At 72.9% G+C, this 23373-nt stretch carries 22 protein-coding genes; 9 read left to right on the plus strand and 13 right to left on the minus strand.

Annotation, left to right across the window (positions count from 1 at the left end; translation table 11 throughout):
• Positions 1–16 precede the first annotated feature (16 nt).
• Complete coding sequence (locus AB0P41_RS15085; RefSeq protein WP_356707882.1) at positions 17–634, minus strand: HAD hydrolase-like protein; 618 nt, start codon at positions 632–634, stop codon at positions 17–19.
• An 87-nt stretch (positions 635–721) separates the two neighbouring features.
• Here AB0P41_RS15085 and AB0P41_RS15090 point away from each other — a divergent pair, with 87 nt between their 5' ends.
• The 5 genes from AB0P41_RS15090 (at position 722) to AB0P41_RS15110 (ending at position 5341) form a co-directional block, all read left to right on the plus strand.
• Entirely contained in the window at positions 722–1273 is a 552-nt protein-coding gene (locus AB0P41_RS15090) for a hypothetical protein (RefSeq protein ID WP_365932303.1), read from the plus strand.
• 117 nt (positions 1274–1390) lie between these two features.
• Positions 1391–2401 carry an iron ABC transporter permease gene (locus tag AB0P41_RS15095; protein WP_356707884.1) on the plus strand — a complete coding sequence of 337 codons (1011 nt, stop codon included), beginning with the start codon at positions 1391–1393 and terminating at the stop codon, positions 2399–2401.
• Positions 2398–3483 carry an iron ABC transporter permease gene (locus AB0P41_RS15100; protein WP_356707885.1) on the plus strand — a complete coding sequence of 362 codons (1086 nt, stop codon included), beginning with the start codon at positions 2398–2400 and terminating at the stop codon, positions 3481–3483. Before AB0P41_RS15095 ends, AB0P41_RS15100 begins: the two co-directional genes overlap by 4 nt.
• Positions 3480–4346: an ABC transporter ATP-binding protein gene (locus AB0P41_RS15105; protein ID WP_365932305.1), complete on the plus strand. Its 867-nt coding sequence runs from the start codon at positions 3480–3482 to the stop codon at positions 4344–4346. The genes AB0P41_RS15100 and AB0P41_RS15105 overlap by 4 nt, the downstream gene beginning before the upstream one ends.
• A gap of 2 nt (positions 4347–4348) precedes the next feature.
• On the plus strand, positions 4349–5341 hold the full coding sequence (locus tag AB0P41_RS15110; protein WP_356707887.1) for an iron-siderophore ABC transporter substrate-binding protein: 993 nt from the start codon (positions 4349–4351) through the stop codon (positions 5339–5341).
• A 4-nt stretch (positions 5342–5345) separates the two neighbouring features.
• Here AB0P41_RS15110 and AB0P41_RS15115 read toward each other — a convergent pair whose 3' ends face one another.
• The 4 genes from AB0P41_RS15115 to AB0P41_RS15130 all read right to left on the minus strand — a co-directional run bounded on the left by AB0P41_RS15115 (position 5346) and on the right by AB0P41_RS15130 (position 8496).
• Positions 5346–5759: a hypothetical protein gene (locus tag AB0P41_RS15115; RefSeq protein WP_365932307.1), complete on the minus strand. Its 414-nt coding sequence runs from the start codon at positions 5757–5759 to the stop codon at positions 5346–5348.
• A gap of 332 nt (positions 5760–6091) precedes the next feature.
• A complete protein-coding gene (locus tag AB0P41_RS15120; protein ID WP_356707889.1) occupies positions 6092–6637 on the minus strand; it encodes a TetR family transcriptional regulator in 546 nt (181 codons plus the stop codon).
• A gap of 11 nt (positions 6638–6648) precedes the next feature.
• The gene (locus tag AB0P41_RS15125) at positions 6649–7230 is read right to left on the minus strand and encodes a sugar O-acetyltransferase (RefSeq protein WP_356707890.1); all 582 of its coding nucleotides are present in this window, start codon (positions 7228–7230) and stop codon (positions 6649–6651) included.
• Between the two features lie 54 nt (positions 7231–7284).
• Positions 7285–8496: a hypothetical protein gene (locus AB0P41_RS15130; RefSeq protein WP_365932308.1), complete on the minus strand. Its 1212-nt coding sequence runs from the start codon at positions 8494–8496 to the stop codon at positions 7285–7287.
• 63 nt (positions 8497–8559) lie between these two features.
• Between AB0P41_RS15130 and AB0P41_RS15135 the strand changes: the two genes are divergently transcribed.
• The gene (locus tag AB0P41_RS15135; protein ID WP_365932309.1) at positions 8560–11022 is read left to right on the plus strand and encodes a helicase C-terminal domain-containing protein; all 2463 of its coding nucleotides are present in this window, start codon (positions 8560–8562) and stop codon (positions 11020–11022) included.
• Positions 11023–11068: 46 nt separating this feature from the next.
• Here the strand turns inward: AB0P41_RS15135 and AB0P41_RS15140 are convergent, their stop codons facing one another.
• Both AB0P41_RS15140 and AB0P41_RS15145 read right to left on the minus strand, forming a co-directional pair.
• Entirely contained in the window at positions 11069–11854 is a 786-nt protein-coding gene (locus AB0P41_RS15140; protein WP_365932311.1) for a uracil-DNA glycosylase, read from the minus strand.
• Between the two features lie 35 nt (positions 11855–11889).
• Positions 11890–12873 (minus strand): GNAT family N-acetyltransferase, encoded by a 984-nt coding sequence (locus tag AB0P41_RS15145; RefSeq protein WP_365932313.1) that lies wholly within the window; start codon positions 12871–12873, stop codon positions 11890–11892.
• 210 nt (positions 12874–13083) lie between these two features.
• Here AB0P41_RS15145 and AB0P41_RS15150 point away from each other — a divergent pair, with 210 nt between their 5' ends.
• On the plus strand, positions 13084–14727 hold the full coding sequence (locus AB0P41_RS15150; protein ID WP_356707895.1) for a DNA repair helicase XPB: 1644 nt from the start codon (positions 13084–13086) through the stop codon (positions 14725–14727).
• 15 nt (positions 14728–14742) lie between these two features.
• Here AB0P41_RS15150 and AB0P41_RS15155 read toward each other — a convergent pair whose 3' ends face one another.
• The gene (locus AB0P41_RS15155; protein WP_356707896.1) at positions 14743–14934 is read right to left on the minus strand and encodes a hypothetical protein; all 192 of its coding nucleotides are present in this window, start codon (positions 14932–14934) and stop codon (positions 14743–14745) included.
• 360 nt (positions 14935–15294) lie between these two features.
• Between AB0P41_RS15155 and AB0P41_RS15160 the strand changes: the two genes are divergently transcribed.
• Positions 15295–17355, plus strand: a complete 2061-nt coding sequence (locus AB0P41_RS15160; protein ID WP_365932316.1) for a UvrD-helicase domain-containing protein — start codon at positions 15295–15297, stop codon at positions 17353–17355.
• Between the two features lie 97 nt (positions 17356–17452).
• Here AB0P41_RS15160 and AB0P41_RS15165 read toward each other — a convergent pair whose 3' ends face one another.
• Positions 17453–18118, minus strand: a complete 666-nt coding sequence (locus AB0P41_RS15165) for a GPP34 family phosphoprotein (RefSeq protein WP_356707903.1) — start codon at positions 18116–18118, stop codon at positions 17453–17455.
• A gap of 347 nt (positions 18119–18465) precedes the next feature.
• Between AB0P41_RS15165 and AB0P41_RS15170 the strand changes: the two genes are divergently transcribed.
• Positions 18466–19314: a lytic polysaccharide monooxygenase gene (locus AB0P41_RS15170; protein WP_365932539.1), complete on the plus strand. Its 849-nt coding sequence runs from the start codon at positions 18466–18468 to the stop codon at positions 19312–19314.
• A gap of 68 nt (positions 19315–19382) precedes the next feature.
• Here AB0P41_RS15170 and AB0P41_RS15175 read toward each other — a convergent pair whose 3' ends face one another.
• The 4 genes from AB0P41_RS15175 to AB0P41_RS15190 all read right to left on the minus strand — a co-directional run bounded on the left by AB0P41_RS15175 (position 19383) and on the right by AB0P41_RS15190 (position 23326).
• Positions 19383–20072 (minus strand): copper homeostasis protein CutC, encoded by a 690-nt coding sequence (locus tag AB0P41_RS15175; RefSeq protein ID WP_365932317.1) that lies wholly within the window; start codon positions 20070–20072, stop codon positions 19383–19385.
• A 178-nt stretch (positions 20073–20250) separates the two neighbouring features.
• Positions 20251–21618, minus strand: a complete 1368-nt coding sequence (locus AB0P41_RS15180; protein ID WP_365932541.1) for a lipase family protein — start codon at positions 21616–21618, stop codon at positions 20251–20253.
• A gap of 168 nt (positions 21619–21786) precedes the next feature.
• Positions 21787–22698, minus strand: a complete 912-nt coding sequence (locus tag AB0P41_RS15185) for a CU044_5270 family protein (RefSeq protein WP_365932319.1) — start codon at positions 22696–22698, stop codon at positions 21787–21789.
• A complete protein-coding gene (locus AB0P41_RS15190; RefSeq protein ID WP_365932542.1) occupies positions 22691–23326 on the minus strand; it encodes an RNA polymerase sigma factor in 636 nt (211 codons plus the stop codon). The genes AB0P41_RS15185 and AB0P41_RS15190 overlap by 8 nt, the downstream gene beginning before the upstream one ends.
• Positions 23327–23373 lie beyond the last annotated feature (47 nt).

Genomic DNA, 23373 nt, shown 5'->3' on the forward strand with positions numbered 1-23373 from the left:
TCCTCCCCGCGGAGCGTCAGGCCGCGGCGAAGGTCCGCAGCCAGGCGGGGAACACCGTGAGGTCCGGCAGGATCACATCGGCTCCGGCGGCGCGGAGCTCGTCCTCGTCGCACGGGCCGGTGGTGACGGCGACCGACAGGGCGTCCGCCGCCCGCGCGCCCCGTACGTCCCCGGTGTGGTCGCCGACGTAGACCCGCGCGCCGTGCTCCAGGAGCGCCTGTGCCTTGCCCTCCGCCCAGAGCCCGCCGATCAGCACGTCCGCGCCTATGCCGAGGTGCGCGAGGTGCAGCTTGGCGTTCGGCTCGTACTTGGCGGTGACGACCATCGCCCGCCCGCCGAGCGCCTGGACCGCCTCGACGGCCTCCCGGGCGCCGGGGAGCGCGGTCGTCGGGGTGATCGCCGTCTCCGGGTACAGGGCGCGGTACCGGTCGCACGCCTCGGCGACCGCGTCGGCCGGGAACCAGTTGCGCATCTCGTCCTGGAGCGGCGGGCCGAGCCGGCTGACGACCAGGTCGGTGTCGATGTACACACCCGTCTCGGCGGCCAGTTTCTCGTAGGCGACCTTGATGCCCGGGCGGGAGTCGATGAGCGTCATGTCGAGGTCGAAGCCGACCGTCAGGCTGGATGAAGGCATGACGTCCATTGTGCCGGTGCCCCGGACCGGGCGTCCCGGCCGTCCGAAGTGCGGGCCCACCACCCGCCCCCTACCGAGGAACGTCCGTTGACCCCGTACTCCCTGGCCTTCTACGTCCATGCCGTCACCACCGGCACCGTGCTCGGCCTCCGCCCCGACGCGTCCCCCGAGGAGGTCGCCTCGGTCCTGGGGACGGACTTCGCCGAGAACGACTTCGGCCGGGCCATGTGCCGTGACTACGGCCTGGCGGAGTTCCACTACCACCGTGCGCGGAGTCGAGACCCGTGGGAGGGGCACCACTTCAGCATCCAGGTGCACCGGCTCGCCCGCCGCGACCGCACCCTCCCGGGCGAGGTGCTCCTCGCCCGCTACGGAAGGTTCGCCCCGCGGCTCCGGTTCGAGAAGCTGGAGCGCCTTCTGCGGCGGCGGGGCGTCCCGCTGGTGGAGATACCGGAGTACCCGGGGAACGCGCCGTACTTCCGCACGTTCTGGCAGCCCGGCTCGCGGACGGCCGTCTCCTTCGTCGCCGTACGCGGGGAGTACAGCACGCCGGACGGCCTGCGCGTGGGGGACGTCTGCAGGATCCAGGCACCCGTCACCGCCGAGGACGTCGCCCTGCGTGGGGCGAGGGCCCGGTGACGCAGCCCATGGGCCCCCTGCCCGGCCTCATGGACCACACATAGACTTAGCCAAGCCTTACCTCGCAATGCCCCGATCCTCGCAGTTCCCGGCTCTCGCTCACCCCGATTGGTTCCGATGGCAGCCGCCGCTCCACGCCTGTCCAGACGCGCGCTGGCGACCGCTGCCGCCGTCGTCGCCCTGCTGCTCTCCGTCCTGCTCAGCCTCGCCGTGGGGGCCAGGACCATCGCGCCGTCCGCGGTCCTCGACGCCCTGCTGCACGGCGGGCACTCCGACGCCGCTGAGGTGATCCGGCAGATGCGGGTGCCGCGCACCGTGATCGGGCTGATGGTCGGCGCGGCGCTCGCCCTCGCGGGCACGGTCCTCCAGGGCATCACGCGCAACCCCATCGCCGACCCGGGGATCCTCGGGATCAGCCAGGGCGCCTCGGTGGCCGTCGTGCTGGCGATCGCCTACGCGGGCGTCCACACCCTCACCGGCTACGTGTGGTTCGCCTTCGGCGGGGCCGCCGTCGCGTCCGTCGCCGTGTACGCCGTCGCGGCCCGGGGCCGGGGCGGCGCGACGCCGGTGAAGCTCGCGCTGGGCGGCGCCGCGATCAACGCGCTGCTCGTGTCGGTGACCATGGCGGTGCTCACCACGAAGGCGTCGGCGCTCGACGAGTTCCGCTTCTGGCAGGTGGGCTCGATCGCCGGCCGCGAGGCCCAGGTCGCCCAGCAGATCTGGCCGTTCCTGCTGATCGGGGCCGTCCTGGTCGTGTCCGTCGCGCGCGGGCTCGACGCGCTGGCCCTGGGTGAGGACGTCGCGAAGGGTCTGGGGCAGAACGTCGCGGCCGTCCGCGTCATCGGCGGTGTCGGCGCGACCCTGCTCACCGGCGCGGGCGTCGCGGCGGCCGGACCCATCGCCTTCGTCGGGCTCGCGGTGCCGCACATCGCCCGCGCGATCGTGGGCGGCGACCACCGGTGGGTGCTGCCGATGGCGGCCCTCGTCGGGCCCGTGATGCTCCTCGTCTCCGACGTCGTCGGCCGGGTCCTGTTCCCGCCCGGCGAGGTCCCGGCAGGCGTCATGACGGCGCTGATCGGCGTGCCGTTCCTGGTCACCCTCGTACGCCGGAAGGCGGTGCCCGCATGAGCGCGGACACGGCAGTGCCCGCACGTACCCCGGTCCGCCCCGCCGGCTACCAGGTCGTCCGGGTCGGCAAGCGGGGCCGCTTCCTGCTCCACCGGCGGGCCGGGCTCGTCGCCGTGGCCCTCGCCGTCCTGCTGGCGGCGGTCTGTGTCGCCTACCTCTGCACCGGTGAGAGCTTCGTGGCGCCCGCGGAGGTCGTGAAGGTCGTCCTCGGGCAGCCGTCGCCGGACGAGCTGGTCGTGGGCACCCTGCGGCTGCCCCGCATGGTCGTCGGGCTGCTCGTCGGCGCGGCCTTCGGGATCGCCGGGGCGCTGATCCAGACCGTCGCCCGCAACCCGCTCGCCAGCCCCGACATCATCGGCATCAGCCAGGGCGCGAGCGCGCTCACGGTCGGCGCGATGACCTTCGGCCTCACCTCGTACACCGTCCTGCCCTACCTGTCCGTCATCGGCGGCGTCGCCGCCGCCGGGCTCGTGTACCTCTTCGCGTGGCGCGGCGGACTCCACGCGACCCGCTTCGTCCTCATCGGGATCGGCTTCGCGATCGCGCTGCGGTCGGTGACCACCCTGTTCCTCACGAAGGGCGACTACCTGGTCGCCCAGCAGGCGCAGATCTGGATGACGGGCTCGCTCAACGGCCGCGGCTGGGACGAGGCCGCCCCCATCGGCTGGGCGCTCCTGGTCCTGCTCCCGGCGGTCCTGTGGGCGGCGCGCGCGCAGCGCACCGTCTCGATGGACGACGACACCGCGACGGCGCTGGGCGTCCGCCTCGGGCGCGTACGGCTGGGGCTCGTCGCCCTCGGGGTGATCCTGGCGTCGGTGGCGACGGGGACGGCCGGTCCGGTCGACTTCGTGGCGCTGCTCGCCCCGCAGGTCGCCCGACGGATGACGCGTACGGCGCAGATCCCGCTGCTGTGCTCGGCGCTGCTCGGCGCCGTGATCGTCGTCCTCGCCGATCTGCTGGCCCGCAGGCTCTTCTCCCCCACCGAGCTCCCGGTGGGTGTGCTGACGGCGGCGGTCGGCGCCCCGTATCTGATCTGGCTGATCATCCGTGGCCACGGCGGCCGCAGTGGAGGCAACGCATGACGACGACCCGTACGCAGGACACCGCCACGTCCAGGCTCACGGCGCGCGCCCTGACCCTCGCCTACGACGACCGCACCGTCGTGCACGAGCTGGACCTGGCCGTGCCCGACGGGTGCGTGACGGTCATCGTCGGCCCCAACGCCTGCGGCAAGTCGACGACCCTGCGCGCGCTGGGCCGGCTGCTGAAGCCGGCCGGCGGTTCCGTGCTCCTGGACGGTACGGAGCTGTCGCGCATCCCCACGCGCACGATCGCCCAGTCGGTCGGGCTGCTCCCGCAGACCCCCGTGGCACCCGAGGCGATCACCGTCTCCGACCTGGTCGCCCGGGGCCGCCAGCCGCACCAGCGCTGGTGGCAGCAGTGGTCGGACGCGGACGAGCGCGCGGTGAGCGACGCCATGGAGCGCACGGACATCACCGCGCTCGGCGACCGGCCGGTGGACGAACTGTCCGGGGGCCAGCGCCAGCGCGTGTGGATCGCGATGGCGCTCGCGCAGGACACGGATCTGCTGCTGCTCGACGAGCCGACGACGTATCTCGACATCGCGCACCAGGTCGAGGTCCTGGACCTGGTGCGCCGGCTCGCCGCCCCGGCCGCGGACGGCAGCCGGGGACGGACCGTCGTCACCGTCCTGCACGACCTCAACCAGGCCGCCCGTTACGCCGATCACCTCGTCGCCATGAAGGCGGGCCGCATCGTCGCCGAGGGGCGGCCCGGGGACGTCGTCACCGCCGAGCTGGTGCGTGAGGTCTTCGGCCTGGAGGCCGTCGTCGTCCCTGACCCGGTCACGGGCTCCCCGCTCGTCGTACCCGGCGCGCCCTGGACTCCCGCCCCCTCCTCCTCCCCTTCCGGAAAGGCTCTCTAGCCATGCCCCTCCCGTCCCGTCTGCTCATCACCGGTTCGCTGGCCGTGACCGCCGCGCTGGCCCTCACGTCCTGCGGCTCGTCGGACTCCGGCTCCGGCTCCGGCTCCGGCTCCGGCGACTCGGCCTCCTCCTCCGGCGGCGACAAGACCCACACGGTCGCCACGGCCATGGGCAACATCAAGGTCCCCGTCGCCCCGAAGCGGGTCGTCGTCCTGGACACCGCGGAGCTGGACTCCGCGCTCACCCTCGGCGTGAAGCCGGTCGGCGCCACGCACACGGGCACGGAGTCGGGTTTCCTGAGCTACCTGCCGAAGGAGAAGGTCGCGGGCATCGAGGACGTCGGCGAGATGATGACGCCGAACCTGGAGGCGATCGCGGGGCTGAAGCCGGACCTGATCCTCACCAGCAAGATCCGCCACGGCGACAAGTACGACGCGCTCTCGAAGATCGCCCCGACGGTCATGACGGAGAACACCGGCTACCCCTGGAAGGAGAACTTCCAGGTCCACGCCAACGCGCTCGGCAAGGTCCCGGCGGCCGAGAAGGTCATCGCCGGCTACGACGCGCACGTCGGCGAGGTCACCGAGGCGCTCGGCGGCAAGGAGAAGGCGGCGGCCACCGAGGTCAACATGGTGCGGTTCGTCGAGGGCGCGGACATCCGCATCTACGGCCGCCAGAGCTACATCGCCACGATCCTCGCCGACGTCGGCCTCGGCCGGCCCGCGATCGTCGACAAGGCGAAGGACGGCTTCTCGTACGACGTCAGCCCGGAGAAGATCGACCAGGCCGACGCGGACGTCGTCTTCCACTCGACGTACGGGGACGCGGAGAAGTCCAAGCAGAAGCAGACCGTGGGCAGCGGGCTGTGGAAGAACATGGGCGCGGTGAAGGCCGGCAAGGCCTTCCCGGTCGAGGACGAGCTGTGGATCCAGGGCATCGGCTACACGGCGGCGGACAAGATCCTGGACGAGCTCCAGGCGGACCTGACGAAGTAGCCGGTCATCCCTCCCGGTTCCGGCGCCCCAGCGCCTCCCGGAGCCTGACGGCCGCCGAGGCCACGAGGAGCGGGGCCACGATGCCGCCCAGCGCCGCGTAGCCGGCCGAGGGGTACTCGCCGCGGACGAAGACGGAGAGGCTGTCCGAGCGGGTGCCTCCCCTGCCGCCGAGCGTCGTCGTCACCACGACGACGCCGGCGGCGCCCAGCAGGCCGCAGCCCGCAGCGAGCAGGCCGTGACCGGCCGCCCCGGCGAGCCGGCGCGGCGCACGGCCCCGGCGCCATGCCGTGACGCTCTCGAAGAGGCCGCCCAGGCCCACGACGACACCTCCCACGCACGGGAAGAGCACGAAGCCGGCCGACGCGGCGAGGCGAGGCCGTAACCGCCTCCGGGCCACCGCGGGGCGACGTCGCGCCACACGTCCTCCGGCAGGGGTGAGAGGAACAGCAGCACAATTCCGCAGACGACGGCGGCCAGGACCAGCACCGCGGTCACCGGCCACAGCTTCCCGCGCCGCTTCTCGCGGCGTTCCCCGCTGCCGTCCTCGGACACGGTCCGCTTCCCGGCGAGCCGCGCCTCCTCGGCCCGCCTCGCCTCGCGCCTGCGCCGCGCCTCCCTGGCCCTTGCCCCGGACCGGCGTGCCATGGAGCCCAACTCCCCTCGTAGAGCGTGAGGGAGATGGTCTCATCGGTGGAGAAGCCTGTGGGGCGCGGTGTCAGGTCCGCGCCCCACAGGCGGTTCGGGTGGGCGTCAGACGCCGGACGTCATGCGGAGCACCGCCAGCCGCGTCAGCTCGCGGTCCTGCGGCTCGGTGTCGAGGGACCGGTGCAGGGCCAGCCCCTCGATCAGCGCGTCCAGCTGGCGGGCCGTGTCCGGGTCGAAGTGCTGCTCCAGCAGGCGGCGGCTGCGGTTCATCCACGCGTGGGTGAGCTCGCGGTACTCGTCGCGCCGGGCGGCCAGTGTGTAGAGCTCCTGGGTGAGGACGAGGTCGCGCCGGGGGCCCTCGGAGAGCACGTGGATGAGGTCGGTGACGGCCTCACGGGCCTCCTCGGGGGTGTCGACCCGGCCCAGGTACAGCTCGAAGACGGCCACGATGTGGTCGGCGAAGCGCGTGAATGCCTCGCGCAGCAGGTCGTCGATGCCGTCGAAGTGATACGTCATCGAGCCCAGCGGGACGTCGGCGCGGCCCGCGATCTTGCGGTGGGAGACGCCGACGACGCCCTCCTCGGCGATGTGGTCGAGGGTGGCGGCGAGGATGCGCTCCCGCCGCTGCGGATCCGTGCGTCCGGTGGCCATGGGCGGGCGGGTCAGACGCCGCGGACGACGCGGGCGGGGTTGCCCACGGCGACGACGTCGGCGGGGATGTCCTTCGTGACCACGGCACCGGCCCCGATCACGGAGTTGGAGCCGATCGTCACCCCGGGGCAGACGATGACCCCGCCGCCGAGCCAGACGTTGTCGCCGATGGTGATGGGGAGCGCCGCTTCCAGCTTGTCCCTGCGGGGTTCGGGCTCCACGGGGTGGGTGGGGGTCAGGAGCTGGACGTTGGGGCCGATCTGGCAGTCCTCGCCGATGGTGATGCGCGCGACGTCCAGCGCCGTGAGGTGGTAGTTGACGAAGGTGCGGGCGCCGATCGTGATGTTGCTGCCGTAGTCGACGTACAGCGGCGGGCGCAGGTCGACGCCCTCGCCCACGGAGTCCAGCAGCTCGGCCAGGATCGTCCTGGCCGCGTCGGCGTCCTCGGTGTAGGCGGCCTGGAAGCGGGCCGCGAGGCGCATGGCCCGCTGCTGCCGCTCGGCGATCTCGGGATCGTCGGCGATGTAGAGGTCCCCCGCGAGCATGCGCTCGAGGTTGGTACGCGGATCGTCGGCAAAGTGGTCCGTCGGCATGCCCGCGAGCGTACACCCCGGAGTGTACGGACGTACACTCTCCGCGCGGGCCGCTCACCCCACCAGCCTGCGCGACCGCCACACCAGATACAACGCCGACGACACCGCCGCCACCCGCACCACCACGGGCCAGACGTCCGTCATCGCGTCCCCCATCGCGTCCGCCGCGAGGGGTTCGCCCCAACGGCCGTCCGTGCGGCCCCACAGCCAGACGAAGGCCCCGGCCACGACCACGCCCGGCAGGCCCAGCGCGACCCACTTCGCCTCGGCGCGCGAGAACTTGCGCGAGCTGTACGCCAGCAGCCAGCCGCCCGCGAGCGCCAGCCACGACCCGGACACGGCGCCGGCCACCAGCAGGGCGGCCGCCAGCAGCAGCAACGGGTTGGAGAGGCGGGGCCGCACGGCGGCCTCACCGTCCACGGCGGCCCGCCGGACGCGGCGCAGCCGCAGCTTCCGCCGCCGGGGCGCCGGCGGCTCGGCCTCCTCCCCGGCCTCCGCAGGCCCGGGCGCCTCCGCCCCGGGCGCCTCCGCGTCGACCGGCACGCGCGGCCCCGGGGCCTTCGGAGCACTCGGCAGTCCGAAGAGCTCGGGGCTCTCCAGCCCGCCCACGAACCCCGGCACGGCGGTGCCGGGACCCATCGCCCCGGGCGCGCCCTGCCCGCCGGGGCCGCCTTCGCCGAAGGGCCCCGGCTCGATCCGCCACCACTCGGGCTCCGCCCCGGCCGGTGCCTGGTCCAGTCCCGCCATGTGCGGCGCGGACGCCGACGGCCAGCCCGGGTCCGGCTCGCCGGCCACCGGCCCCTCGATGTCCGGCTCGCCGGACACGGGCCCCTTGATGTCCGGTTCCCCCCGCACCCGCTCCGGGCTGCCGGCGGCGCTCCGGGGCTCCTTGCGGACGGACGACGCGCCCTTGCGCGACGCGGCTTTCCCGAGCACGCTCCGCCGCGCGCGCGGCAGCCCGCGCGCTTCCGCCGCGTCCGTGGCCGTCCCCGTGGCCGTGACCGGCCTGGGTGAGGGCAGGGACACCGCCCCGTCGCCCGACTCGGCTGCGGCGGCCACGAGTTCACCCGGGACGCCGAGCCGTCCGAGGATGCGCCGGACCGCCGCGGGAGAGTCCGAGCCGTCCGTGGAGCGCTGCCGGTCGATCTCTCCCCGGAGCGTCGCGACGAGCCTCATCCGGGCGCCCGAGGACAGCTGTTGCTGCTGCGCCAGGTCACCGACCCGGCTGAGGTAGTCGTAGACAAGCTGGTCGCTCTCGATCCCCACGCGATCCTTCTCCCTCCACCGCCCTGCCCCGACGGTAGCGTTCCAGGGGCTACCGTGGGACGGATGGGGACGACCACACCACCGCGCACGCTCGCCGAAGCTCTGCGCGCCCGGGGCGACGAATCGCTGGCAGGGCTGCTGCGCGCCCGCCCCGACCTGCTCAGTCCCGTGCCGAACGACATCACCCAGCTGGCGACCCGGGCCGGCACCCGCGCCTCCGTCGTCCGTGCGCTGGAGCACCTCGACCGCTTCGCCCTGCAGACCGCGGAGGCGCTGGCCGTGGCGCCGGACCCGGCACCCTACGACACGCTGCTCGCGCTCCTCACCGGGGACGGCCAGGACGACGGCGACGGGCGTGACGACGCGGGCGCCGCGATCACCGCGGCGCTGCCCGCCGCCCTCACGACGCTGCGCGAACAGGCCCTGGTCTGGGGCGAGGACACCCGGCTGCACCTCGTGCGCACCGCGCGCGAACTGCTGGCCCCGTCGCCGCAGCACCCCTCCCCCACGGGCCTCGGCCCGACCGTCGCCGAGGCCACGGCGGGGATGTCGCCCGGCAGGCTCCAGGAGATCCTGGCCGCCGCCGGGCTGCCCGCCACCCACGACCCGGTCTCCGCCGTCTCCGCGCTGGCCGGGCTCTTCACCGACCGCACCAGGATGGCCGAACTGCTGGACACCGCCCCCGTCGAGGCGCTGTCCGTGCTGGACCGGCTGGTCTGGGGGCCGCCGTACGGGGAGGTCACCCCGAATCCCGCGCCGCCCGTGCAATGGCTGCGCGACCGCGGGCTGTTGCTGCCCGTGTCCACGCGCACCGTCGTCCTGCCGCGCGAGGCGGCGCTGCATCTGCGGGCGGGCCGCGCCCACCGCGTGCCCGAGCCCGTGCCCCCGGCGATCGTGGCGGCGGCCGAGCGGGACCCCCAGGCTGTGGACAGAGCGGCGGCGGGCCAGGGCTTCATGGCGCTGTCCACCGTCGAGGAGCTGCTGAAGCTCTGGAACGACGGCGGCCCGGCCATCCTCCGCGCGGGCGGCCTGAGCGTGCGCGAGCTGAAGCGCGCCGCGAGCGCGCTCGACGTCTCGGAGGCCGTCGCCGCCTTCTGGATCGAACTCGCCTACGCGGCGGGCCTGCTGGCCTCCGACGGCGAGACGGACGAGCGGTACGCCCCGACCCCCGCCTCCGACGAGTGGCTGGACCTCCCCGCCCAGGACCGCTGGACCCACCTCGCCACCGCCTGGCTCGCCGCCACCCGCACCGCGGGCCTGATCGGCGGCCAGGACGCCAAGGGCAGGGCCCTGTCCGCACTCGGCCCCGACCTGGACCGCTCGGCCGCCCCCGAGGTACGCCGCCGGGTGCTGGCCCTCTTCGCCTCGCTCCCGCCGGGAACCGCACCCGACCCGCAGACGCTGCTCGCCCGGCTCCGCTGGGAACGGCCGCTGCGCTCCCAGGCCCCGGGCGGACCGCCGGCGCCGGGCGACGCCTCCGACCTCCGCTCCCGGATCGCCCTGTGGACGGTCAACGACGCGGAGCTGCTGGGGATCACCGGCCGCGGGGCCCTCTCCTCCCAGGCCCGCGCACTGCTCGACGAGGGCCCCGACGCCGCCGCCGCCCGCCTCGCCCCGCTGATCCCCGAGCCCTTGGACCACGTACTGCTCCAGGCCGACCTGACCGCGGTCGCCCCCGGCCCGCTGGAACGCCCGCTCGCCGACATGCTCTCGGTGCTCGCCGACGTCGAGTCCAAGGGCGGCGCGACGGTCTACCGCTTCACCCCCGGCTCCGTACGCCGCGCCCTGGACGCCGGGCGGGCCGCGACGGACCTGCACGCCTTCCTGGCCACCCACAGCCGTACGCCGGTGCCGCAGCCGCTGAGCTACCTCATCGACGACGTGGCCCGCCGCCACGGCCATCTGCGGATCGGCGCCGCCTCCGCGTACGTACGCTGCGACGACGAAGCCGTGCTCAACGAGATCCTGGCCGACAAGCGCTCGGCCACCCTGCGGCTGCGCCGCCTCGCGCCGACCGTCCTGGCCTCGCAGGCGGACCCGGGGTCGCTCCTCGAAGGGCTGCGCGAGATGGGGTACGCACCGGCCGCCGAGTCCGCCGAGGGCGACGTCCTGATCACCCGCGCCGGCGCCCGCCGCACTCCGCCGCGTACGCCCCCGACCCCGGTCCCCGAGGGTCCGCCGGTCCCGGACGCCACCCTGCTGAACGCCGCGGTCCGGGCCATCCGGGCGGGCGACACGGCCGCCAGGGCCGTGCACAGGGACGGCCCGGACACGGCCACGACGGGCTCGCTCCCCCGCACGTCGCCCGCCGAGACCCTGGCCACCGTGCAGGCGGCCGCGATGACCGGCTCGGCCGTCTGGATCGGCTACGTCAACGCCGACGGCGCGGCCAGCCAGCGGGTGATCGCGCCGGTCAAGGTGGAGGGCGGCTTCGTGACGGCGTACGACCACACGGCCGACGAGGTCAGGACGTACCCCCTGCACCGCATCACGGGCGTAGCCGACCTCCCCGACGACGACGCCTGACCGAGCCGTTGGGAGGTTACGGACACCCATCGGCCCCATTTGCCCGTTACAACCGTCCGTAACCTCCCAACGACCGGGCCGTCCGGAGGACGTCGACCAGCATGGGCATCGTCAGGCGGCCTGTGTACGTGTTGCGCTGGCTCGGGTGGTAACTGCCCAGCAGGTGCAGTTCCTGTCGGCGCTCCGTGGCGGGGAGGACGGCGTGCGCGCCGTGGGCGAAGGCGGGGCGGGGACGGGGCAGCCGCCAGCCCGCCTCGGCGAGCACCGGGAGCACCGCCTGCCAGCCGAACCCGCCGAGGACGACCACCACGCGCAGTCCGGGGCTCAGCAGGTCCAGCTCGGCGGCCAGCCAGGGGCGGCAGTTGTCGCGCTCCTCGGGCGTGGGCTTGTTCGCGGGAGGTGCGCAGTGCACGGGGGAGGTGAGCCGTACGCCGCGCAGGGCGAGCCCGTCGTCGGCGTGTACGGAGGACGGCTGCGAGGCCATGCCCAGGGTGTGCAGCGCGGCGAAGAGGAAGTCACCGGCCGCGTCGCCGGTGAACATCCGGCCGGTCCTGTTCCCGCCGTGGGCGGCGGGGGCGAGCCCGACCACCGCCACCGTGGCGTTGGGCGGCCCGAAGCCGGGAACGGGCCGCGCCCAGTAGTCCCAGTCCTGGAAGGCCGCGCGCTTGGCCGCGGCCGTCTCCTCCCGCCAGGCGACCAGCCGGGGGCAGGCGCGGCACTCCGTGACCAGGGCATCCAGCTCGCCCAGCGCGCCGCAGCGCGGCGCGTGGTGGGCCGGGAACCCCCGGTCGTCGGCCCCCGGCGTCCGTCCGGTGGCTCCCTCTCCGTCCATCCCCCCACGCTACGGGCCCGCGGCGTCTGCCCGGGTCAGCGCCAGATGAACATGGCCAGCAGCACCGCCCAGCACACACCGACCAGCGACGGCAGGGCGATCATGATCATGCCCGTCGGGGAACTGCGCAGCCATCCCATGCCCGCGTCGCCCACTTCCCTGCCGACTATGCGCTGGCCGCCGTGCCAGGCCATGTACTCCTCCAGCTCCATGGCGGCGCGCTTGCGGCTCAGCAGGTAGCGGCGGCCGAAGCGGAGCATCTGGGAGAAGGCGAGCGAGGTCAGCAGCCCGATGACGGCGATGATCACGCCGAGACTCCTGGCGTACTCATCGGCCTCCTTCTCCTTGCCGAGGGTCACGGCGAGCCCCGCCGCCAGGGCGGCGGTGATGTAGAAGAAGTTGTTCAACTTGTGCCAGTTGGTGGTGTCCTCGTGTTTGTAGAGGTCCACCGCTATGCCGTACTGGGCCTGGAGCATCGACTCCCGGGGCTTGCGCCACACCCAGACCATGCGCGGCATGCCGTCGGGCGGGGTGAGCCGGGTCAGCTCCTCGAAGCCCAGCTTGCGGTGGAAGCCCGTCGAGGCGTCGTTGGGCGGATCGCAGACGACCGCGGCGATCACCGGCGAGCTCTGCCACTGCTGGAGAACGTGGTGGTAGAGGAGGGAAGCCACCCCTTGTCTGGCCGTCTGGTGCGCCACACAGATCTGCTTGATCACCAGGAACTGGCCCAGAGCCGTCTTGATCCGGTTGTTCAGCCACTCGTCGGACTCCACCTGACCGTCGCTGTACGCCATCAGGAAGCCCAGGACGTCGGAACCCTTGACCGCGACCCAGAAGTGCTCGGCGCTCGTCAGGCGCTGGCGGTAGACGTCCTCCGTGAACGCCGAGACGAGGAACCCGTCCCGGCCGGCACGCGGATCGCCCGGGACCAGCGTGCGCGACTCCGCTAACGCGCAGATCGCCCCGAGGTGCTCCTCGGACGCCCGCACGACCTCGATGCGCTGTTCGACCCCCGCCATACCGCTCCATCCCCTGGTCCGTCCCCTCGGGAACGGACGTCGTCCGTGCCATGACGTGCGTCACAGGCGATCTCAGGGTACGTAGGCGCGGTGCCCGCTTCCAGAGGCGCCGGGGCACAGGAGCCCCGCCCGTCGGCGGCCGATGAGGCACACTGGACGTTTGGCCGTTCGCACCCGGCGGCCACCCCACGCCGGAAAGGGCCGACGCGCGTGACCGGACCCCTCATCGTCCAGAGCGACAAGACGCTGCTCCTCGAAGTCGACCACGACCAGGCCGAGGCCTGCCGTCGTGTCATCGCACCCTTCGCCGAGCTGGAGCGTGCCCCCGAGCACATCCACACCTACCGGGTGACCCCGCTCGGCCTGTGGAACGCCCGCGCCGCGGGGCACGACGCCGAGCAGGTCGTCGACGCGCTCGTGGAGTACTCGCGCTACCCCGTGCCGCACGCGCTCCTCGTCGACATCGCCGAGACGATGGCGCGGTACGGCCGCCTCACCCTGTCCAAGCACCCGGTCCACGGGCTGGTGCTGACGTCCAACGACCGGCCCGTGCTGGAGGAGATCCTCCGCTCGAAGAAGGTCCAGCCGCTGGTCGGGGCGCGTCTCGACCCGGACACCGTGGCCGTGCACCCCTCGGAGCGCGGCCAGATCAAGCAGACGCTGCTGAAGCTGGGCTGGCCGGCCGAGGACCTCGCCGGATACGTCGACGGCGAGGCGCACCCGATCGATCTCGACCAGGACGGCTGGGCGCTGCGTCCGTACCAGAAGCAGGCCGTCGAGGGCTTCTGGCACGGCGGTTCGGGCGTCGTGGTGCTGCCGTGCGGCGCCGGTAAGACGCTCGTCGGGGCCGGCGCCATGGCGGAGGCCAAGGCGACCACGCTGATCCTGGTCACCAATACCGTCTCCGCGCGGCAGTGGAAGCACGAGCTGGTGAAGCGGACCTCGCTGACCGAGGAGGAGATCGGCGAGTACAGCGGTACGCGCAAGGAGATCCGGCCGGTCACCATCGCCACGTACCAGGTGCTGACGACCCGCCGTAAGGGGATCTACCCGCACCTGGAGCTGTTCGACTCCCGTGACTGGGGGCTCGTGATCTACGACGAGGTGCACCTGCTGCCCGCGCCCGTCTTCAAGTTCACCGCCGACCTCCAGGCCCGCCGCCGTCTCGGGCTCACCGCGACGCTGGTGCGTGAGGACGGGCGCGAGTCGGACGTCTTCTCGCTCATCGGGCCCAAGCGGTTCGACGCCCCGTGGAAGGAGATCGAGGCGCAGGGCTACATCGCGCCCGCTGACTGCGTGGAGGTCCGGGTCAATCTGACGGACTCGGAACGGCTCGCGTACGCGACGGCCGAGGCCGAGGAGAAGTACCGGTTCTGCGCCACGACCGCGACGAAGCGGAAGGTCACCGAGGCGCTCGTACGCAAGCACAAGGGCGAGCAGACCCTGGTCATCGGGCAGTACATCGACCAGCTCGACGAGCTGGGTGAGCATCTGGACGCCCCGGTGATCAAGGGCGAGACGAGCAACGCCCAGCGCGAGAAGCTGTTCGAGGCGTTCCGTCAGGGCGAGATCAGTGTCCTGGTCGTGTCGAAGGTCGCGAACTTCTCGATCGACCTGCCGGAGGCGACGGTCGCCATCCAGGTGTCGGGGACGTTCGGCTCCCGCCAGGAGGAGGCACAGCGGCTCGGCCGGGTGCTGCGGCCGAAGGCGGACGGGCACGAGGCCCGGTTCTACTCGGTGGTCGCGCGCGACACGATCGACCAGGACTTCGCGGCGCACCGCCAGCGGTTCCTGGCCGAGCAGGGTTACGCGTACAGGATCGTCGACGCGGACGAGTTGCTCACGGAGAGCTGAGGGCCCGTCCTCGGTTCAGCGGTGGCGGCGGACGACGCCCGCCTCCTCCGCGTACTCCCCGAGGACGGCCACACCGAACGCGGTGCGTGTGAAGACCGAGACGGCACGCACCGCGTTTCCTATGCGGTGGCCGCGAGGGTGACCGGTGGCCGCCGTGGCGCCGTGCGCGGGGCCGGTCCTGCGTGGGTTCAGGTAAACGGTGCTCATGCGTTCCATGGTGCTCCGCCGGACCGCTCCCCTGCATCGGCCGACCGGCCGAAGAACGCGCGGATCCGGGTCGGCCGAAAGAGGGACCCGTCCCCTACGGGACGGACGGGGCCCACGTTTTATTCGTTCGCCCCCGGGGGCGGCGGTCGATACAATCGCCGGTCTGCCCGCCTCCCGCACCGTGGTACCGGCCAGCCCTTCGAGCGGCCGGCAGCCGGGGGAGCGCCGCCGACCGGACGGAAACCGGCCGACAACAGCCGCACGCGCCCACCCCGCGTGCGCATCTGTGTGAACGTCCCCGAGCGGACCGGGCGGTGAGCCCTGTCCGCCGTCCTGCGTCGAAAAGCCGGAGGCAACACCGTGCCCGCGCACGAAGAGTCAAGCAATCCACTGGTCAGGGAGCGGGCGCACCTCGCCGCGTCCCGTGCCGCGCTGCGCGCCATGCGCGAGGACGTGCAGGCACTCGACATCCGCGACGTCACCGCGAACTGGGTCAACGCCGCGGTGCTCCAGTCCCAGATCGACGACCGCATCAAGGCGCTCGCCGATCTCTCCCACACCCCGCTGTTCTTCGGGCGTCTCGACTACCTGCACGTGGTCGGGGGCGAGAAGGCGGAAGGAGCCGAGGGAGAGCGGTTCTACATCGGCCGGCGTCACGTCCACGACGCACATGGCGACCCCATGGTCATCGACTGGCGCGCCCCGGTCTCGCAACCGTTCTACCAGGCGTCCAGGAACAACCCGCTGGATGTCGACCACCGCCGCCGCTTCGGTTACACCGGCGGGGAGCTGACCGCGTACGAGGACGAGTACCTCACCGACCCGGCGGAGACCGAGCAGACCAGCAAGCTCCTCCAGGCGGAGATCGAGCGGCCCCGCGTGGGTCCCATGCGCGACATCGTGGCGACGATCCAGCCGGAACAGGACGAGATCGTCCGGAGTGATCTCGGCGGCACGGTCTGCGTCCAGGGAGGTCCCGGGACCGGGAAGACGGCCGTCGGCCTGCACCGTGTCGCCTACCTGCTGTACGCGCACCGCGAGCGCCTCGCCCGTACCGGCACCCTCGTCGTCGGCCCGAACCGTTCGTTCCTCCACTACATCGAGCAGGTCCTGCCCGCGCTGGGCGAGCTGGAGGTGCAGCAGGCCACCGTCGAGGACCTGGTGGCGGCGCGCGTCGAGGTGCGCGGCACGGACGAGGCCGCCGCCGCGGTGATCAAGGGCGACGCCCGGATGGCGGAGGTGCTGCGGCGGGCGATCCGTTCGCATGTGACGCCCCCGGTGGAGCCGGTCGTGGTGGTGCGCGGCTCCCGCCGCTGGCGGGTCCCGGCGTACGAGGTCGAGGAGATGATCGGTGAGTTGCTGGCCCGCGACATGCGGTACGGGGCCGCCCACGAGGCCCTGCCGCAGCGCATCGCCCACGCCGTCCTCGTACGGATGGAGGAGGCCGGCGAGGCCCCCGACGACCGGGTGCAGAACGCGGTGGCGCGCAACCCGGCGGTGAAGGCGGCCGTCAAGGCGGTGTGGCCGGCGGTGGAACCGGCGAAGCTGGTGCTGCGGCTCCTGACGGACGCGGAGTTCCTGGCCGCGCACGCGGAGGGGATCCTCACCGACGACGAGCAGAAGCGGATCCTGATGGCGAAGCCCGCCCGCAGCGTGAAGTCGGCGAAGTGGACGGCGGCGGACGCCGTCCTGATCGACGAGGCGGCCGACCTCGTGGCCCGGACGCATTCGCTGGGCCATGTCGTGATCGACGAGGCGCAGGACCTGTCCCCGATGCAGTACCGCGCGGTGGGCCGCCGCTGCTCGACCGGTTCGGCGACGGTGCTCGGTGACCTGGCGCAGGGGACGACGCCGTGGTCGACGGGGAGCTGGGAGCAGGCGCTCTTCCATCTGGGCAAGGCGGACGCGGTGGTCGAGGAGCTCACGGCCGGCTTCCGTGTGCCGCGCGAGGTCATCGCGTACGCCTCCCGGCTGCTCCCCGCGATCTCGCCCGGCCTGGCCCCGGTGGAGTCGGTGCGTGAGACGCCCGGCTCCCTCGCGGTGCGTGCGGTGGCGACGGCCGGCGAACTGGACTCCGCGGTGATCGCGGCGTGCGAGGAGTCGCTGCGGCACGAGGGCTCGATCGGTCTGATTGCAGCCGATGCCCGCGTCCCGGCCCTGTCTGCGGCGCTCGACGCGGCGGGCCACACGTATCTCTCCCCCGGCGAGGAGACGACCGCCGAGTCCCGGCTGACCCTGGTGCCGGCCTCGCTGGCCAAGGGGCTGGAGTACGACTACGTGGTGCTGGACGAACCGGCGGCCGTGGTCGACGGCGAACCCGACGAGCGCACGGGCCTGCGCCGCCTGTACGTGGCCCTGACCCGTGCGGTGTCGGGCCTGGTCGTGCTGCACGCGGCGGAGCTGCCGGAGCAACTCGGCTAGGACAGGACCGGCACACGAAGGCAGAGGCCGGCACACGCCGGACCGGACCGGCCGACTCGGGGGCAGGCCGGCACACGCGGGGGCAGGCCGGTTCAGGTCAAGCGGTCACCACCACCGTGGTGGCGACGGTGACCGCCACCATCGCCGCCTGCATCTCGCGTATCGCCGTGCGGACGCCGTCGCCCGCCCACTGGCCGTCCGCGATCTTCTCCATGCGCGGTCTCACCTCCCGCGCCGGCACCTCGGGGAACGCGAGCCGGTGCAGCTTGGCGGCGTGGATCAGGGCGACGAGGCCGGCCGTGCGGTCGTCCGGATCCGTGCCGCGCAGCACCACCGAGGCCAGGCGCTCGCGCAGCTCCGCCTCGGTCGCCCCGTCCGCCTCGGGGTAGCGGCGCACCGGGAAGAGGCCGAGCACCTTGCGCTGCTCCTCGCTCACGAGCCCGCGTGCCCGCAGGCTCTGTGTCGTGGCCCCGACCGCCTTGCCGTGGTCCCTCGTCAGCCAGTCCGTCACCTTGGGCGGCTTGCTCTTCTTCGCCGCCCAGGCGTCGATCAGACCGAGCCGCTCGTCGAGCAGGGCGACACCGGTGGGCGTGCGGTCGGTCACCGACAACCGGCCGCGGTCCACCGAGAGCCGTCCCGCCAGGACGAGTTCGAGCAGGATGCCACCCGCGACGGCCCATCCGGCGGCCTGCCGGTCCTTCGCCGCTCCGGACTCGTCGTCCAGAGACAGCAGCATGATCTCTTCGCCCAGCGTGACCGACATGGTGTCACTCCCCGTTCATTCGCTTACTCCTAGTGACGATCTGGGGCGGCAATCAGTTCCCGGCCACCTGGACTTCCGTAACTCCCGCACGTTGCAGGGAAGTTGCAGCGGTCGCTGGGCGAGGCGTTTACAGACCATCCGGTGCGCGCTACGTTTTTGGGAGCGCTCCCACAGACCTCGCACTCTCCTTCATCCCCCCAGAGGAGATCAACCTCATGGCCATGCGAACCATCTTCCGGAGAACGTCCCCGCTGCGCGCCCCCCGCGTACTGAGCGCCCTGGGAGCAGGCCTGTTGGGCCTCACCCTGGCCGGTCTGCCCTCCCCCGCGTCCGCTCACGGTGTCGCCATGGACCCGGGCTCGCGCAGCTATCTGTGCTACAAGGACATGATCGCGAGCGGCAACCAGATGCCGTCCAACCCGGCCTGCGCCGCCGCGGTCGCGGCGACCGGCACCACTCCGCTGTACAACTGGTTCGGCGTCCTGGACTCCAACGGCGGCGGGAAGACCAAGGGTTACATCCCGGACGGCGAGCTCTGCAGCGGCGGTCACAACGGCCCGTACAACTTCTCGTCGTACAACGCGGCCCGCAGCGACTGGCCGACGACCCATCTCACGGCGGGCACCACCACCCAGGTGAAGTACAGCAACTGGGCCGCGCATCCGGGCAAGTTCAACGTCTACGTCACCAAGGACGGCTGGTCGCCGAGCCAGCCCCTGGCCTGGGACGACCTGACGCTCACCCAGACCGTGAACAACCCGCCGCAGGCGGGCGGGGCGGGCTCGGACGGCGGTAACTACTACTGGAACCTCCAGCTCCCGCAGGGCAAGTCGGGCAAGCACATGATCTTCATCCACTGGATCCGCTCGGACAGCCAGGAGAACTTCTACTCCTGCTCCGACGTCGACTTCGACGGCGGCAACGGCGAGGTCACCGGCATGAAGGGCAGCGGGATGTCGGCGGCCGAGCTGGCGGCAGCCGAGAAGAAGGCCGGGATCGAGCCCGCACAGGTCCACGCGGAGCACGCCGGGCACGCGGCGGCAGCCGGTGAGGCCGAGCTCGCGGCCTCCGCCCAGGATTCCTCGGCCGGTTACCTGCCCGTCGCGACGGCGGTCTCACTGACCGGCGCCGCCCTGATCTTCGCCGCGGGGGCGGTCGCCCAGAGCCGGCGCCGCCGACAGGCCGGACAGGACTGACGGCGCGGGACGGTTCGTGGCCCCGGCTCGGTGATCACCGGGCCGGGGCCACGGGGCGCGCCCCCGCATCACCCGTCCAGCGCGTCGCGCCACTCACGTACCGCCGCCTCGTCGACCGGGCCGGTCCAGCCGCCGGGCCGTGCCGCCCCTCCGATGTGGAAGGCCTTGATGCCCGCGGCGCGCAGGCGCGGCAGGTGGTCCAGGCGCAGGCCGCCGCCCACCATGATCTGCGGTTCGTAGCCGGGCAGGTCGGAGTGGACCGCTTCGGCGAGCAGCGTCTCCATGCCCGCGTCGACGCCCCTCGGTGAGCCCGCCGTGAGGTAGGTGTCCAGGCCGGGGAGGTCGGCGAGGTGCTTGCGCAGGACATCACGGTCGGCCGCGCGGTCGATGGCACGGTGGAAGGTCCATGAGCAGCCGTTCAGCGCGGCGACGAGCCGCTCGACGGCCACCAGGTCGACGTGGCCGTCCTGGTCGAGGAAGCCCAGGACGAATTCGTCGGCCCCGGCGGCGCGCATCGTGCGGGCCTTCTCCACGAGGACGCCGATGTCACCGGCCGCGAAGCCGTCAGCGACCCTGAGCATGACCCGCAGCGGGATCGCGACGGCGGCCCGGATCTCCTCGAAGACGGCGAGCGAGGGGGTCAGGCCGTCGGCGGCCATGTCGGTGACCAGTTCGAGGCGGTCCGCACCGCCCGCCTGCGCCGCGACCGCGTCCTCCGCGTCGAGAGCGATCACCTCCAGGAGTGCACGGTTGCTCATGGTGTTCCCATCCTTCGGAGCGGCTACGGACTACAGGTCTAGTCCAATAAACCAGACTACGGGTCGGCCACCCGGCGCGCAGCTCCCCACGGGGACGCCTGCGTGGAAATGCACGAGGCCGCGGCGGCATCCGTGGAACGGACGCGCCGCGGCCTCGTGGGTCACGGGAGGGGGCAGGTCAGGGCTGGAGCGGCATCGACCAGCAGTTGGAGGCGGCCTTCCTGCCGGAGAGACGGTCGGTCATCCAGGAGATGGCGCTGCCCTGGTCCGTGAGGTAGGGGGCCAGGTGGTTGGTGAGGATCTTGTCGCCGAGGTTGGGCAGCTTGACGGCCTCGTACGTCACGTTCGCACCCTTGGCGCACCAGTCGACCGCGAGCTGCCTGGCCTGCCGGTGACCGACGATGTCGTCGTGCACCCCGGTCGCCAGCCGCACCGGGGCCGCCGGCTTCAGCTTGCCGATGCGCTGCTGGGCGAGGATCGCCTGCAGCTTCGGTTCGGCCGCGATGATGTCGGCCAACGGCTTGCCGTTGGCGGTCCACTTCTTGCTGTCGGTGAAGGCGTAGCCGAGGATCGCGTCGCCCACGCACATGGTCGAGGTGTTCTCGAGCGCGGCCTTGCCCGCGTCGTTCGTGTGCGCGTCGACGACCGCCTTCAGCGACGGGTCGGACTGGACGAAGCCGTTGATCGACCAGCCCAGCGCACCGGCCAGGGCGCTGCCGTCTATGCCCTTCATGACCTCGGTGAGGTCGGCGGGCGGGGCTCCGGCGTAGGTGCCGGCCAGATTGACGTCGGGCGCGTACGTGGCCTGCAGCTCGGCGGCCGACGCGCTCGCGCCGCCGCCCTGGCTGTAGCCGTAGAGGCCGACCCGCGAGGCGGAGGTGACCGAGGCGCCGGAGACGGAGAGCGCCGCGCGGGCCGCGTCCAGGAGGGCGTGCCCCTCGTCGACGCGGTTGACGTAGGTGTGGAGCCGGTCGGTCGCGCCGAGGCCGGCGTAGTCGGTGACGACGACGGCGGCACCGGCGGCGAGGAAGCGGTAGACCGCGATGTTGTCGTAGCCGATGGAGACCGTGCCCTCGCCGATGGTCAGCGGGTGCTGGAGCGAGAGCGAGGGGGCGCACTGGTCGCCCTGGCCCATGGTCCCCGAGGCCAGCGCCACCAGGGGGCGGGGGCCGTCGCCCTTCCACGCGGCGGACGGCTCGATGTACGCGCCGGTGACGGCGACGGGCCCGCCGCCCGCGTCGGTGGACTTGTACATCAGCCGCGTCGCGGTGCCGGGCATCCGGCGGCCGTCCAGGCCGGGCAGGCTGATCCCGAGCGGCAGCGGCTCCGTACGCACGAGGGACCCGTCGGCGGAGGGCAGCCGCGCCGGCGGGTTGTAGAAGTCGGGGATGGTCACTCCCCGGGAGACCACCGGCTCCGACCCGGCGGAGGCGGACGTGGCGGCGGAGGCGGGCACGGCCGCCGCGCCCAGACAGGCCGCGGCGGCCACCGAGGCGGCCAGCAGGCGCCCCGTCCGCCGGAACCCAAGGAGGTGGGGGGTCTTCACGGTCGAGCTCGAACGGGTGGTCTTGCGCGGACTCACGGCTCACTCCTCGCTCTGCTCCGATGAATGTCAGCGCAAGCTAGCACCGTGGCGTTACCTGAGGTAACTCGTCAGTAAGTTACGCTTCGGTAACGTGACGTCCCGAGCCCGAGGGCGGACCCGTCCCCTCTCCTACCGGGGCCGCTGCCCGATCCCGTCCACCACCCCGGCCTTCACACGCCCCCTGACCTCCGTGTACTTCTCGCCGCCCACCAGCTCCTTCCCCACCGTGCGCGTCCCCCGCACGCCCTCCAGACGGAGCCCGAGGTAGGCGTACGTGTCCTGCTGGAAGACGAGCCCGATCGTCATGCCCGGATACGAGACTCCGATCCCGTGCCGCCCGAGCGCGTCCACCTCGTCGTCGTCCAGCACGATCCCGGGCAGCTTCGCGAGCGCTTCGAACGCGGCGGCCTGCAGCCCCGGAGGCATGACCCGCGGGCCACGCATCAGCATGAGGAAGTCCATGTACGTCGCCATTCCGGAGCTGCTCGCGTCGAAAAGCGCGAGCAGTTCGTCCGGATCGGTCGGCAGCTCCGCCAGCTTCGAATACTCGGTGGGCGGCCACATCACTTCGTGATCCAGCGGGGGCTCGTCCTGGACCCGCCCGTCGTAGACGTACCGGGAGCGCCGGGACCCGTCCACGGAGATCCAGAACTCGTCCATGTGCGTCGTCCGCTTCCCGCTCCTCACGATGGTCCGCGTGTAGACCTCCTTGGAATAGAGGTACTGGTCGTCGCGCGGAACCGGCATCCCGGCGCCGTCCGCGCGGGACCTGTCCGCCGCCCGGTCCAGCACCTGGGCGGCGGACAGGGTGGTCATCCGCGGTCCGCCCCGGTCCGTGGCCACGACGACCGTCCCCGTCACCGCGGCGGCCGCCGTGGCGACGAAGCCGGCCCGCAGCACCAGCCGGCGGGACAGCACACCGGCCCACCGGCTCTCCTTCGCCATCGCGCCCGCCAGCCGGGCGCGGCCCGCCGCACGGGCGTCCGTGGTGAGCGCGGGTACATCGGCCTCCAGCTCACGCAGCGCGGTGAGTTCATCCATGGCCGGGCTCCTCGTGGTCGTCGTCGTGCGAGCGGGTGGGATCCGAACCGCCCAGCGCCTCGCGCACCTTCTTCCGCGCCCGGTGCAGCCGTGAGCGCACGGTGCCCACCGGTATGCCCAGCGCCTGTGCCGCCTCCGCGTAGTCCAGGTCACCCCAGGCGACCACCAGCAGCACGTCCCGGTAGCGGGCGGGCAACCGCGCGAGGGCTCCGGCGAGTTCACCTCGGACGCCCTCGGCGCTGACCCGGGCGGCCACCCGGTCCGCCAGGGGCTCGCCGTCACCGCTCGCGGCGCCCGGAGCGGTGGACGCGGCGCGGGACAGCGCCCTCAGGCGCCGGGCCTCGGCACGCCGGTGGCCTCCCACCAGGTTGGTGACGATGCCGTACAGCCAGGGCCGGGCCTGCGGCCTCGACAGGTCGTACCTGCGGCGCTGCTGGAAGGCGATCACGAAGGTCTCGGCCATCAGGTCGTCGGCCGCCTCGGTGCCGAGCCTCCTGGCCGCGTACCGGTGGATGTCGTCGGCGTACCGGTCGAACAGCACGGCGAAGGCGTCGGGGTCCTCCAGGGAACGCCGGACGACCGAGGCGTCGGACTCGGTGCACTCGTCGGCGCCGGCGGGGGCCTCCAGCACTTCGGACCCCGGCGGGGCGCTCACCGGTCGGTTCCTGGGCTCAT

Source organism: Streptomyces sp. NPDC079167 (genome assembly GCF_040686735.1).
Lineage (GTDB): Bacteria > Actinomycetota > Actinomycetes > Streptomycetales > Streptomycetaceae > Streptomyces.